The sequence below is a fragment of the Actinopolymorpha alba DSM 45243 genome, assembly GCF_000373925.1.
Classification (GTDB): Bacteria; Actinomycetota; Actinomycetes; order Propionibacteriales; family Actinopolymorphaceae; genus Actinopolymorpha; species Actinopolymorpha alba.
On the sequence record NZ_KB892748.1, the window covers coordinates 1 to 13417 of the forward strand.

12 protein-coding genes are annotated in these 13417 nt (G+C 69.1%); 7 read left to right on the forward strand and 5 right to left on the reverse strand.

Annotation, left to right across the window (positions count from 1 at the left end; genetic code table 11):
• Positions 1–629: 629 nt before the first annotated feature.
• Complete coding sequence (locus B141_RS40455) at positions 630–1760, forward strand: helix-turn-helix domain-containing protein (RefSeq protein WP_020575677.1); 1131 nt, start codon at positions 630–632, stop codon at positions 1758–1760.
• Positions 1757–2290, forward strand: coding sequence for a hypothetical protein (locus B141_RS0113365; protein ID WP_020575678.1), 534 nt, complete (start codon positions 1757–1759; stop codon positions 2288–2290). Before B141_RS40455 ends, B141_RS0113365 begins: the two co-directional genes overlap by 4 nt.
• Here the strand turns inward: B141_RS0113365 and B141_RS0113370 are convergent, their stop codons facing one another.
• Positions 2291–2947 (reverse strand): MBL fold metallo-hydrolase, encoded by a 657-nt coding sequence (locus B141_RS0113370; protein ID WP_020575679.1) that lies wholly within the window; start codon positions 2945–2947, stop codon positions 2291–2293.
• Positions 2948–3023: 76 nt separating this feature from the next.
• Here B141_RS0113370 and argS point away from each other — a divergent pair, with 76 nt between their 5' ends.
• The 4 genes from argS to B141_RS0113390 all read left to right on the forward strand — a co-directional run bounded on the left by argS (position 3024) and on the right by B141_RS0113390 (position 7332).
• Positions 3024–4754: an arginine--tRNA ligase gene (argS, locus tag B141_RS0113375; protein WP_020575680.1), complete on the forward strand. Its 1731-nt coding sequence runs from the start codon at positions 3024–3026 to the stop codon at positions 4752–4754.
• Positions 4755–4831: 77 nt separating this feature from the next.
• Positions 4832–5422 carry a DUF5998 family protein gene (locus B141_RS0113380; RefSeq protein WP_020575681.1) on the forward strand — a complete coding sequence of 197 codons (591 nt, stop codon included), beginning with the start codon at positions 4832–4834 and terminating at the stop codon, positions 5420–5422.
• A complete protein-coding gene (locus B141_RS0113385) occupies positions 5419–6585 on the forward strand; it encodes an alkaline phosphatase family protein (RefSeq protein WP_020575682.1) in 1167 nt (388 codons plus the stop codon). The genes B141_RS0113380 and B141_RS0113385 overlap by 4 nt, the downstream gene beginning before the upstream one ends.
• Before the next feature lie 90 nt (positions 6586–6675).
• Positions 6676–7332, forward strand: coding sequence for a thymidine kinase (locus tag B141_RS0113390; protein WP_020575683.1), 657 nt, complete (start codon positions 6676–6678; stop codon positions 7330–7332).
• 22 nt (positions 7333–7354) lie between these two features.
• Here the strand turns inward: B141_RS0113390 and B141_RS0113395 are convergent, their stop codons facing one another.
• Both B141_RS0113395 and B141_RS0113400 read right to left on the reverse strand, forming a co-directional pair.
• Positions 7355–8668: a M20/M25/M40 family metallo-hydrolase gene (locus tag B141_RS0113395; protein WP_020575684.1), complete on the reverse strand. Its 1314-nt coding sequence runs from the start codon at positions 8666–8668 to the stop codon at positions 7355–7357.
• A 46-nt stretch (positions 8669–8714) separates the two neighbouring features.
• Positions 8715–9680 (reverse strand): S66 peptidase family protein, encoded by a 966-nt coding sequence (locus B141_RS0113400; RefSeq protein WP_051114066.1) that lies wholly within the window; start codon positions 9678–9680, stop codon positions 8715–8717.
• A gap of 164 nt (positions 9681–9844) precedes the next feature.
• On the opposite strand from B141_RS0113400, the gene B141_RS0113405 reads away from it, so the two are divergent.
• Positions 9845–10696 carry a sulfurtransferase gene (locus B141_RS0113405; protein WP_020575686.1) on the forward strand — a complete coding sequence of 284 codons (852 nt, stop codon included), beginning with the start codon at positions 9845–9847 and terminating at the stop codon, positions 10694–10696.
• 13 nt (positions 10697–10709) lie between these two features.
• On the opposite strand, the gene B141_RS0113410 is transcribed toward B141_RS0113405, so the two are convergent.
• Positions 10710–11126: a hypothetical protein gene (locus tag B141_RS0113410; RefSeq protein WP_020575687.1), complete on the reverse strand. Its 417-nt coding sequence runs from the start codon at positions 11124–11126 to the stop codon at positions 10710–10712.
• A gap of 194 nt (positions 11127–11320) precedes the next feature.
• Complete coding sequence (locus B141_RS0113415; RefSeq protein WP_020575688.1) at positions 11321–13411, reverse strand: discoidin domain-containing protein; 2091 nt, start codon at positions 13409–13411, stop codon at positions 11321–11323.
• Between the last annotated feature and the right edge of the window lie 6 nt (positions 13412–13417).

A 13417-nucleotide genomic window follows, 5' to 3' on the forward strand; every position in this document is an offset into this window, starting at 1 on the left:
TTCTACAGTTTGCGACCCCTCGACGATTGCCGCGCCTCGGCCGGCACTCACGAACCGCTACGGCTGGCGACCTGTTCAAAGCACCGACGGCTTGCGGCATCGTGACGAGAGTGGGTGTCGGCCTGGTGGCGGTGCTTCGGCGAAGAAGGCGCCGCGCCTTCGCCACATCGGGGTGCGCCGCAGGTGGCGTCTCACATTGTGTACACCTTCTGCGGTACGAGGCGGGGCATGTTCCCACCAGGCAAGGCAAATTTGCCTAGTGAGGTGGGGACTTGGCGCGTGAGGTTCGCCAAAGGGTGTACACAATGTGAGACAGAACCCTGGCTTCTCACTCCGATACGTTCGGGTGTACGCCATTTGAGATGGCTGCTGTACTTCAGTAAGACCGTTCCCGGAATCTCCACGATCTGAGATGGCCCGCCCATCCGAGAGAGGCTCATTCAAAACCCGTCGCGGCATCCTCGGGGAGCGATCTCGCATCGCGGGCGACCCTTGATCCGGGCCCGGATGGCGTACCACCCGGCCGTTCCGGGTGCCGAGAAGGCGGGGGGAGTCCTCCCGGCTCCGCCCGGCCGGGGTGCAGCGCAGCGCCGTTGCGATTTTCGCAATGCGGGCGTAGCCTTCGTTCCATGGCTGGAGATCTCACTGCGCAGCGGGTCCGCGCGCTGATCGACGCGAGCGGCCTCAGCCAGGCTGGCTTCGCCGCCAAGGCGGGCCTGGACGCGTCCAAGATGTCGAAGTCGCTGTCGGGCGTACGCCGGTTCAGCTCCCTCGACCTCGCCCACATCGCGGAGCTCGGCGGGGTGAGCGTCGACTGGCTCCTCGGCGCGAAGCCCGCGAAGCCAGCCCTTGCCGCCCGCGCCTCCAACACCCACGACGGTGCGGTGGAGGCGGCCGTGCGCGAGGCGACCCGCTTCGCCCAGGCACGCGAAGACCTGGCGTTCCTCGGCTACCACCAACCCGAAGGCCCCACGATTACCGCCGGCCGGAAGGTCGACGGCGAGGAGTTGGCCGCCAGCGCCGTGGAGGAGGTACGCACGGCCGGCGGCGATCCGCTGGCGCGGGATCTCTCCGACGTCATCGAAACCTGTTTCGGGGTGGACCTGGCCGTGACCGCCATCCCGGCCGGATGCGACGGCCTCGCCTGGCGGGACGACCACGCCCGGCTGATCCTCGTCGCCACGACCGAATACCCGACCAGGCAGCGGTTCACCATCGTGCACGAGTTGGGTCACCTGCTGGCAGGTGACGACCAGGGGCTCCATGTGGACGAGGACGTGATGGATCCGGAGCGGCGGCGCCAGCCTTCCGAACGCCGGGCCAATGCGTTCGCCGCCGCGTTCCTCCTTCCGGAGCACGAGTTGCGCGCGGCGGTTCCAGATGGTTCACGCCTGTCTCTCGACACGTTCGCCGCATTGGTGATGCGGTTCTCGGTGTCGCCCAGCACCCTCGCCTACCGCCTGGGCAACCTCCGCCTGATCACCGCGGGCCAGCGGAAGGAGTTCAGGAAGCTCACCACCGCGGCCTGCGCCCTGCGCACCGGCAAGGCGGGCGAGTTCGCCGCGTGGATCGAGGCCAGCCGACAACCCCGGCTCCCCGGCGTTCTCGTCAGGGACTCCTTCAGTGCCTACGTCGACGGCAAGGCCACCTTGCGGCCGTTCGCCAACCTGGTGGGCATGGACGTCGAGATGCTCCGGCGGGCGCTCGAAACTCCCGCCGGTCCGGGCGCCGCGGGTGACGAACCCGAGTTCGCGCCGTGACCGCCTTCTGCTTTCCTGACAATACGGTTCTCTGCAACTTCGCCTGCGTCGACAGTCTGCCGCTGCTCGCGAAGATCCTCGATGGACGTGGTCGATGGGTCGAGGCCATCGCGTTCGAGGCGAAGCGGTCCGCCAACATCCACCCGAGCCTTGCCAGCATTTCTGTCGAGGGCTGGCTCGGTGACCCGGTCGAGATCACTGACCGGCACGACATCGCGCGGATCGAACGCCTCCGCCGGGCGGTCTTCGGTGGCCGGGCCGGCGAACCCCTCCGCCATCTGGGTGAGGCCCAGACCTGTCACGTGATCCAACACTGGTCGGAGTTCGCCGGGTCGTCATGGGTGAGCGACGACCGCGAGTCGCTGCGCTACGCGCGGCTGGTCGGCATCCCGGCCCTCGACACCGCCGACCTCATCGGGGTCGCGATCGCTGACGACTACCTCAGCCGGTCAGAGGGCTTCCTTCTCCTCCAGCGGATGGTCATCGCCGGCCGGCATCCCCGCGTACCCACCCATCCAGCACATCTGTGATTACCAACCGCGGGCTCGCCATTCGGGCAGGTGCGGGCGTTCGGTGCCGAGGGTGGTGTCGTTGCCGTGGCCGGGATACACCCAGGTCGGGTCGGGAAGCCGGTCGAACAGCTTGTGCTCGACGTCGTTGATCAGGCTCTCGAAGTCCTGCTTCGATCCGTGGGTGTTGCCGACACCGCCCGGGAAGAGGCTGTCGCCGGTGAAGATGTGCGGACGTCCCGCGGGTTCGTCGTACAGCAGCGTGATCGACCCCGGCGTGTGCCCGACGAGATGGATCACCTCCAGTGTGCACGTCCCGACCGTGATCAGGTCGCCATCACGCAGCGGCTCGTCCGTCGGCACCGGGATGCCCGGCGCGTCGTCGATGTGGGCGGCGGTGGCCGCACCCCTCTGAGCCACGACGGCGGCCAGGGCCTGCCAGTGGTCGCCGTGCCGGTGCGTCGTCACCACGCGTACCAACGGGCCGTCGTCGAGCAGGCCGAGCAGTGTCTCGGCGTCGTTGGCCGCGTCGATGAGCAACTGCTCGCCGGTCTCGCGGCAGCGCAGCAGGTAGGCGTCGTTGTCCATCGGCCCGACCGCGACCTTGGTGAGGACGAGCCCAGCCAACTCACGCACCGCTGGGGGACCGCCAACCGTCACTTTTCCGTCGTACGCCACAACTCGTCACGCTAGCGCACCGCGCACCAGCCCGGCCGCGTCAATCCGCCGAACCGGCGTGAGATCCTTGCTTACTGTGACCGATCTTCCGCAGCTCCTCTCCGAACGGCTGGCCCGCGCCTTCGCCGACGTCGCTGGCGAACCAGCTGACCCGGCGGTGCGGCGTTCTGACCGCGCCGACTACCAGGCCGACGGTGCCCTGTCGCTCGCGAAGAAGCTCCGCCGACCGCCGCGGGAGGTGGCCGCGGAGGTTCTGGAGCGCGCGGACCTCGACGATCTGGTCGCGAACGCCGAGGTCGCCGGCCCTGGCTTCCTCAACCTCACGCTCTCTGACACCGCGCTGTCCACGCTGGTGGGGGAGATGGCGGCCGACGAGCGGCTCGCCGTCGCCCAGGCGAGCGCCCCCGAGCGGGTGCTGGTCGACTACTCCGGCCCGAACGTCGCCAAGGAGATGCACGTCGGGCACCTACGGTCGTCGATCATTGGCGACGCGTTGGTCCGGGTCCTCGAACACCTCGGGCACGACGTCGTACGCCAGAACCACATCGGCGACTGGGGCACGCCGTTCGGCATGCTCATCGAGCACATGATCGACCTCGGAGCCGGTGAGACGGCGCACGAGCTGTCGGTCGGTGATCTCGGTGCGTTCTATCAGGACGCCCGGAAGGCGTTCGACTCCGACGAGGGGTTCGCCGAACGCGCGCGGCGGCGGGTCGTCCTGCTCCAGAGCGGCGATCCCGAGACGCTCGCGCTGTGGCGGCTGCTCGTCGACGAGTCGGCGCGCTACTTCGAGACCGTCTACGAACGCCTCGGCGTCCGGCTGCGGCCCGAGGACCTCGCCGGCGAGTCCACCTACAACGACCAGCTCGCGCCCGTGATCGACGAGCTGGTCGAGCTCGGCCTGGCGACCGAGAGCGAGGGGGCGCTGTGTGCGTTCCCCAAGGGTTTCACCGGGCGTGACGGTGGGCCGCTTCCGCTGATCCTGCGCAAGAGCGACGGGGGATTCGGCTACGACACCACCGACCTGGCGGCGCTGCGCTACCGCGTGGGCGACCTCAAGGCCCGCCGGCTCGTCTACATCACCGACCTGGGCCAGCGGCTCCACTTCGAGATGGTGTTCGAGGTCGGCCGGGAGGCGGGCTGGCTCGGTCCGCGCGCGCACGCGGAGTTCCAGGGCTTCGGCGTGGTGCTCGGCACTGACCGGCGGCGGCTCAGGACACGGGCCGGCGACTCGATCAAGCTGATCGATCTGCTCGACGAGGCCGTCCGGCGGGCGGCGTTGATCGTGGCCGAGAAGGCGTCGCACCTCTCGGCGGAGGAGCAGGCCGACGTCGCGGCGGCGGTAGGCATCGGCGCCCTGAAGTACGCCGACCTGTCCAACGACCGGATCAAGGACTACGTCTTCGACTGGGACCGCATGCTGTCCTTCGACGGCAACACCGCGCCGTACCTTCAGTACGCCCACGCCCGGATCCAGTCGGTGTTCCGCCGCGGAGCCGTCGACCGGGCGTCCCTGAAGGGCGCCGCGGTCCGGCTCACCGACCCGGCCGAGCACGCTCTGGCGCTGCGGCTCGGTGAGTTCGAGGGAATCCTCCACAAGGCTGCCGGCGTGGTGGAGATGCACCGGATCTGCGGCTACCTCTACGATCTTGCGACGGCGTTCACGGCGTTCTACGAACGCTGCCCGGTCCTGCGCGCCGACGATGATGCGACCAGATCCAGCCGGCTGGCGCTCTGCGACGTCACGGCCCGGGTCCTTGCCACCGGATTGTCGATGTTGGGGATTGCCGCGCCGACCCGCATGTAGGACGCTTCGCGAGAAGGCCTACCGCGCCGTCGCGGCTGGTGCCGGATGTAGTGGCCGGCCATGGAAGGATGACTGCCATGAGTGAGTCCGCGAGTGCGACGCACGAACTCCGCGCTGCGATCGACCGCAGTGGCTACTACCCCGACGTGGTTGCTGACGCGTTGGAGACCTGTCTCGCGGGCGAGCGGGTGGTCTCGTACTTCGTCCATCACGAGCCGACCTTCTCCGCCGATGAGGTACGCCGCCACATCACCGTCCTGGTGCTGACTCCGAGCCGGCTCATCCTGGGCCACACCGACGAGCACCCGGCCGACGAGACGCTTCCGACGCCGTATGCCACCGCGTCCACGGAGGCCGTCCCGATCGGCGAGGTGCGTTCCGTGGTCGTGAGCCGGGTGGTCGCCAACCCGGCGGCGTACGAGCCCGGCGGCGCCGTCCACCAGGTGATCCTCACCATCGGTTGGGGCGGAGTCGGGCGGCTCGACCTCGAACCCGCCTCATGCGCCGATCCCAACTGCGAGGCCGACCACGGCTACACCGGCACGTTCTCCTCTGACGACCTGACGCTGCAGGTGAGCGCGGCCGCCGAAGGCAGCGACGCGGTCGGTCAGCTCCTCGGCTTCGCGCAGGAGTTGTCGGTGGCGACGAGGCGGTCACCAGGGCGATGAACACGCCCACGCCGCCGCGGACATCGCCTGGTTCGGCGCCGACCCGCGACGGGCTGGTCCTTCCGAGGTACGCCGAGTCGGCGCTGACCGACCTCATCCCGTCGGCGTTGGGCGGGATGGGTGTCACGGGGTCGACCAACCTGCTCGGCATCCCGGTGGCGAAGCGGTATGTCGTGCTGCTCGTCGACGGACTGGGCTGGAACCTCCTCAACACCTACGCGGCCGAAGCGCCCTACCTCGCCTCGCTGCTGGCCGGCGGCCGCCCGATCACCTCCCCGGCTCCGTCGACCACGTCGACAAGCCTGGTGAGCCTCGGCACCGGCCTGCCACCCGGCCGGCACGGTGTCGTCGGCTACACGATGGCGGTGCCGGGCACCGAACAGCTGCTCAACACCCTGCGGTGGGACACCACGGTCGAGCCGCTGGTGTGGCAGCCCTACCCCACCCTCTTCGAGCGCGCCGAACAGGACGGTGTGGCGGTGACGCTGGTGTCCCGGAAGGCCTTCCGGGGTTCGGGTGTCACGGTGGCCGGACTCCGCGGCGGCCAGTACGTCCCCGCTGACAGTGCGGGCCAGCGCATCGCCGGCGCGGCCGACGCGTGCGCCCGGGCCCAACGAACCCTCGTCTATGTCTATGAAGGCGACCTGGACTGGACCGGCCATCGCGATGGCTGCCACTCCTCGGCCTGGCGGCACCAACTGGCGGCGATCGACGCGTTCATCGCCCGGCTGCGCAAGGCGCTTCCCTCTGACGCCGTCCTCCTGATCACCGGCGACCACGGCATGGTCGACGTACCGTTCGGCAACCGGATCGACGTGGACGGCGATCCCGCCCTCCGGTCAGGTGTCTACCTGGTCGGGGGCGACCCACGGATGCGGTACCTCTACACGCGGCCCGGTGCTGCTCCTGAGGTGGTCGCCGCCTGGCGCGACCGGCTCAGCGAGGAGGACGCGCTCGTGCTGACCCGGGAGGAAGCTGTCGCCTCCGGATGGTTCGGTCCGGTCGAAGACCGGGTGCGGGCACGCCTGGGTGATGTGGTGATCGCCTCGCTCGGTGAGGTCGCCGTCGAGTGCGCCAACGTGTTCCCCACCGAGTCGACATTGCTGGGCTGGCACGGCTCCCTCACCGCGGACGAAATGCTGGTGCCGCTACTGGTCGCGTGACCCCTGATTTCGTGTGAGCTAGCCCACTTGTGATCGCTGTGCCACCCGCACGGCGTGTCTGTCACTGCCGATGCGCAAGGATGGGGCGCCGTGGCCGAACTCGTCTTCTTCACCGGGACCATGGACTGCGGCAAGTCGACGCTCGCGCTTCAGATGGATCACAACGCGCGTCAACGCGGACTTGCTGGGCGACTCTTCACCTGCCATGACCGGGCCGGTGACGCGACCCTGTCCAGTCGCCTCGGCCTGGCTGTGTCCGCGATCGAGGTGAAGCCCGATCTCAACCTGCAGCGGCACGTGGTGTCGGAGATGACCTCCGGCGCGCGGATCGACTACCTCATCTGCGACGAGGCGCAGTTCTACTCGGCGGAGCAGGTGGAGCAGCTCGGCCGGATCGTCGACGACCTCGGCGTGGAGGTGTACGCGTTCGGCATCCTCACCGACTTCCGGACCCGGTTGTTCGAGGGAAGCCAGCGGCTGGTGGAGATGGCGGACCGGGTCGAAATCCTCCAGGTGCAGGCGCTGTGCTGGTGCGGGCGGCGCGGCACCCACAACGCCCGCACAGTCGGCGGTGCGATGGTGACCGAAGGCGAGCAGGTGGTCGTGGGGGACACCAAGGACGGAACGGCACTCGACCTGGGCTACGAGGTGCTGTGCCGGCGCCACCACCGTCGCGGCATGACCGCGCAGGTCGCGAACGCCGGCGCGCTCTCGCCCGACGTACTCCCGTTTGGCGCCCAGTCCTGACCGGCGCTGAAGCCAGGATCCCTCAGTGCTCTAGCAGGAAGCGGTCCAGCACCCGCGCACCGAACTTCAGCCCGTCCACGGGGACCCGCTCATCGACACCGTGCGCCATGCCGCGCTGCGGATAGTCAGTCGGCAGCCGCAGGGGCGAGAAGCCGTAGCCCGCGATGCCGAGCCGGGCGAACGCCTTGGCGTCCGTTCCGCCGCCCATGCAGTACGGCACGACCACAGCATCCGGATCCTCTGACCGCAGCGCGTCCGCCATCGCCTCGAACCACGGCGAGTCGAACGGCGCCGAGACCGCGCGGGTGTAGTCGAGGATCTCCCGCTCTACCCCGTCCCCGAGCAGGGAGTCGATGGTGTCGAGGAACTCCTGCTCGCTTCCCGGCAGCGCACGCCCGTCGATCTGGGCGTGCGCGACCCCCGGGATGACGTTGACCTTGTAGCCCGCGTCGAGCATGGTGGGCGTCGCGGTGTTGCGGACCGTACCCGCCGCGAGATCGCCCGCGCGTCCCATCCGAGCGATCGTGGCGTCGACGTCGGCCAGGTCGATGGGTATGCCGAGTGCCGCGCCGGCGCGTTCGAGGTACGCGCGGACCGTCGGCGTGAGGCGCACCGGCCACTGGTGTGCGGCGATCCGGCTGACCGCGTTGACCAGCATGACGACGGCATTGTCGGCGTTCGGCCTGGACCCGTGGCCGGCCCGGCCGTGCGCGGTGATTCGCAGCTGGATGGTGCCGCGTTCGGCGGTCGCCACCGGATACAGGCGTACGCCGTCGACGTCGAAGGTGTGCCCACCGGACTCGCTGATCCCGATGGCGCAGCCGGTGAAGAGCTCGGGGTGCTGGTCGACGAGCCAGCTGGCGCCGTAGTCGCCGTGCACCTCCTCGTCGGCGACGAACGCCACCACGACGTCGCGGCGCGGTCGGACGCCGCGCGCAGCCCACGACCTCAGCACCGCGAGGACCGTCGCGCACATGTCCTTCATGTCGGTGGCGCCCCGGCCCCACACGTAGCCGTCCCGGATCTCGCCGGAGAACGGCGGGACCGACCACTCGCTGGGATCAGCGGGTACGACGTCGAGATGGGCGTGGACGAGCACCGCCTCGGCGTTCGGCTCGGTGCCAGGAATCCGGACGACGACGTTGGTCCGGCGCGGCGCCGACTCCAGAACCATGGGGGAGTAGCCCGCCGTGGTCAGGATGCTCGCGACATACTCGGCGGCCTCGCGTTCGCCCTCGGAGTCGCCGGGTCCGCGGTTGGTGGTGTCGAACCTGATCAGCTCGGCACAGAGTTCTTCGACGCTGTCGTCGGGACGGCTGCCGGCTTCGGCGTTCACGAGTGTCAACCTTTCCTTGCCGGGTTACCCAGGGTGGGATCTGGCGTCAGCCGAGCACAGGCTCGACCAACGTCAGGCTTGCGGTGCCGCTGTGCGGATCGGACACCAACTCGACGGTGGTCCCCAACGGCACGGCGAGCTGTCCCTCGCAGTGCCCGAACCCCAACTCCCAGATGATCGGGATTCCGAGGTCGCCGAGCCGGTCGGTGAGGACACTGCGTACGACGTCGGGATCGCCACAGTCGACCCACGAGCCGAGCGCGATCCCCGCGACCCCCGCGAACCATCCCGTCCTGCGAAGGTGGGTGACGAAGTGGTCGATGCGGTACGGCTGCTCGCCGACGTCCTCGAGCAGGGCGATCGAGCCCGGCGGCGGTGACGCCACATCGGGGACTCCGCGAGCCGACACCACCAGGCTGAGGTTGCCGCCGACCGTCGTGCCGCGGGCGAGGCCGGCCCGCAGCGGCTCGGCTCGCGGCCCGCTGAGCACCAGACCGGGCGTGGGTTCGAAGAGCATCCGCCGCAGGTGTTCCTGGGCGACCGGGTCGTCGACGAACGAGCTGGTGACCACCATCGCGCCGAACACCGTCGGGATGCCGAAGCGAGTCCCGATGACCTGGTGGAGGGCCGTGATGTCACTGGAGCCGGTGAAGACCTTCGGCGGCACCGCCGCGAGCGCGTCCCAGTCGATCAGGTCGATCAGCCGGAGCGAGCCGTACCCGCCGCGAGCGCAGAAGACAGCGGCGACGTCGGGATCGAGCCAGGCGTCGGTGAAGTCGCGCGCCCGGTCGGCGTCCGCGCCCGCCAGGTAGTCGAGGGTCGGGTGCCGGTCGCCGACATGCGGACCGAGGCGTACCTCCAGACCCCAGGCGGAAAGGATCGCGACCGCCTTCTCCAACAGGTCGGCAGGGATCGGTCCGGCCGGGGCCACCACGGCCACCTGGTCACCGGCCCGGAGGCGGCGTGGGCGCTTCGGCGCATCGTGCGGGGTAGGCGGAGCTGATGCTGGCATCGCTGCGATCCCTCCTCGTCCGGCCGCCACCACGTCGGCTTGGGGTCTGAGGTGCAGCCTTTCAGATCTGCCTCGTGGGCGTGCCGGGCCGCGGCTGTTCTGATGGTCCATTCCCGGCCGGCCACCGTCCTGGTCCGGCGAGGTCACCTGCGAGACTTCCGGTCATGAGCGCGCTCATCTCCGCCAGCGACCTGGCCAAGGCACTCTCGTCTGACCAGCCGCCCGTGGTTCTCGACGTTCGGTGGTCCCTGACCGGGCCGTCGAAGGCCGACACGTACGCCGACGGTCACGTTCCCGGTGCGCGCTTCGTCGAGCTTGACGCGGCGCTCTCGGCCCCACCGGTAGGCGCCGGGCCACGCCACCCGGGCGGCCGGCATCCGCTGCCCGACCCGCAGGTGTTCGAGAACGCCATGGGGACGGCGGGCGTGTCACGGACCTCGACCGTCGTGGTGTACGGCGATCCGGACGGCTTCGGACCGGCCCGGGCGTGGTGGTGCCTGCGCTACTTCGGGCACGAGGCGGTGCGGGTCCTCGATGGTGGCTACGCCGCCTGGACCGAGGCCGGCCTGCCGATCGAGACGGGCCTATCCGACGTCGCGCCCGGAGATTTCGAGGCGCGGGCCGGGGGGATGGCGATGCTCGATGCCGGCGAGGCCGCCAAGGTCGCCCGGGCGGGCGTACTGCTCGACGCACGGGCCGGCGAACGCTACCGGGGTGAGGTGGAGCCGATTGACCCCGCTGGCGGGCACATCCCTGGCGCGCTCAACGCACCCACGGCCGAGAACCTCGACGCCGCCGGCCGGTTTCGATCGGTTGATGCGCTTCGGGAGCGATTCGCGTCGCTCGGGCTCGGGGGGTCTGGACCCGTCGGCGTCTACTGCGGCTCCGGCGTGAGCGCCGCCCAGGAAGTCCTCGCCCTGGAGTTGGCGGGAATCCACGCGGCGTTGTACGTCGGTTCCTGGTCGGACTGGGTGTCTGACCCCGACCGTCCCGTCGCGACCGGCGCCACGCCCTAGGTCGGGCTGGACGTCAGCGTCGGGCCGCCTCGACGGGCGCGAAGAGCTCGGCCAGGAGGTCGTCGAAGAGCGGTGCGGCCTCGGCGACCGACAACAATCCCGCTTCATGCCCCCGCCAGCCGCGAACCGTGGCGCCGTCGTACCTCGCCGCGTCGATCGGTCGGGCGCTCGTACGAATTACCAGGCGGGCGCGGGCGCTGGGAGCTGGAAGGTGCTCACCGCACCCGCAGTCGCAGCGGCCGGCGGGTACGACGAAGAAGAGGTCCGCCTCGGCGTACCGCTCCAGGCTGACGTTCGTCCCCTGGCACCGGAACTGCAGCAGATCGCCGCCGGGCAGCAGCGCCCAGAGGCGTACCGGCACGGGATGACTTGGCGGGAGGACCCGGAATCCTCGGTCGGACAGCTGGCGGGCCCAGGTGGCGAAATCCATGAAGGACGTCCTTGCGGCTGGTTGTCGCGGGTGCGGCCAGCGGGCCGCGAGACCTGAGAGGTCAGCGACAACAACAGCGGCAGAGGACGTCAAAACGCATGGCTGGATTGTGCCAGGCGGGTCCGGAGACCGGACTACCGGGGCCCACAGACTCCGCCGCCGGCTCCTTACGAGCCGGATCATCCTGTCCGGCGTCATGTGCCGGAGGGCGGATAGACCTCCAGTTCGTAGACGCGCGTGGTCTTCTCGTCGACGGAATCGGCGACCGGTTTGGTGATGAGGAGGCGTACGTAGCGCGCCGTGAATGTGGGAACCGTCCGGTCCGTGACCGCTGACCCGTTGTCCAGCACGCTGTCTCGGTTGGTCCATTGCTTGTTGTTGTCACTGGATTGGAGTACGAAGTCGCGCGTGTTGAGGGTGGCGTCCAGACCGCCTGCCTGGGCGTGCTTGACCACGTAGCGGCCGATCGAGTGGCTGGATCCGAGGTCGACGGCGAGCCATGTGGCGCCGTGGCCGGAGGGGTTCACCCAGGCGTCTAGTTCGGGATCGGAGAGCTGGGCGTCCGTCACGTGGTTGGCGCTGGAGTTGGCGGAGTCGGCAGTCACCGGCTTGTACAACGCCAGGTTCGGGGGACTGGCCCCGGCGTCACTGAGAACCTCGAACTCCAGAACGCGAGTGGTGCTGTCCGCGGTCTGGGTGGGCTTGGTGACGCGTAGTCGGACGTAGCGGGCGCTGACCGGGTTCGGTAACAGTCGATCAGTGAGATTCTCGGTGTTGCCGGTGACGGCGTCGACCGTGCGCCATGGTCCTCCGGGCCGGTCCGACAGCTCGACGGAGAAGTCACGGGTGTTGAGGGCGGTTCCGAAGGGGCTCCCGCCGTAGCCGGCGTGCTTGACGCGGTAGCCGGATATCTTCCGGGTGGCGCCAAGGTCGACGGACAGCCAAGCGTTCCGTGCCGCGTCGGCGCTCCAGCCGTCCTCGAACTCGTCCCAGGTGCCGTCGGTCGCCTTGGCCGCCGTGGCCTGTCCGCGGCTCGAGGAGGTCGGTCGCCCCGCCGCGAGGTTGGTCGTCGCCCTCGGTGCAGGGGGAGTTGTCGCTGGTTTGTTCAGGTCCAGCCAGACGAACCGGGGCCGGTAGATTTCGGTGGTGAGCGGGTCGCCGCCAATCCTGTTGACGTTGTAGCTGACCAGGAGCCTGCCCTTCTCAGACAGGCTCGGATGCGCCTTGGCGTTGTAGCAGTACGTCATTCCCTCCGTTTGCGAGCCAAAAATGTAGGGCTCCGGGCAGTTGTAGAAGCGAACGCCCGCGGAGAACGGCCCATTCGGGGTGTCGCCCACGGCGTATTCCAAAGCGGTCGACATGACGTTGCGGGTGTAGACCAGGAGGTACTTTCCGGCGTACCTGCCGGTCGTGATCGGGGTGACGCTCAGCTCCGTCGACACGTCGGAGTGCAGAACCGCGGCGTCGTGTTCGGCCACGGAGATGTCGGGGCTCCACTCGCTGCCGCTCCAGAAACGCCAAGGTGAGCTTGCACTGCCATCCGGCCGCGGCATGTCGGCGAAGTCCGCCCTTGGAACTCGGGCGACGACGAGGTCCTTGTGTGCGTCGAGGAGTGTGTTGCGGTAGCCGTACACATAGACGTATCCGTCCACCGCGGAGTTGTCCATGATTCCCACGCCGAACATCACGATGTACCTGCTGTTGCGGATAAGCAGGCCGACATCCTCAGTCCTGCGGACCGAGCTGTAGTCGGGTACGCCACCGACGATCGGCATCGAGAACAGGTCCACCCGGGACGCGTTCCAGTTGGAGTCGAATGCGAAGCCGGTCGCGTAGACGGTGTCCCCGATGGCGATTCCGTCGTTCATCCAGTCATGGCTGCGAAAGGCGCCGCCCGCCGGGGTGACGAAGCTCGCCCGCTTGGGGTTGGGCTGGTTGCCGTTCAGCACGGCCGAGGAGTTGTTGAGGAAACCGGTCTGCTCGTAGGTCAGGTCGAACGGGTCGGCTGTGCCCACGCGGGTGTCGCTGAAGATGAACATGGTCCGCGACGAAGGTGTCGCCTCGCTCACGCCGTCCCGTCCGTCGAGGGGGACCGAGAAGATGCCGTCGGCACCAAGCCATCCGGAGGTGCGGTTGAACAGCTGGGTCCACTCGTCGGCCCTGGTGGCGGCCAGCGGGGCATCGTGGGAACTGGATGTCTCGGCAAGCGAGGGTGTGGCTCCGATCCCGACGGAACACGTGAGCAGCGCCGCCGCGGCCGTGGTACCCCAAGCTCTCATGCGCATCTCGCC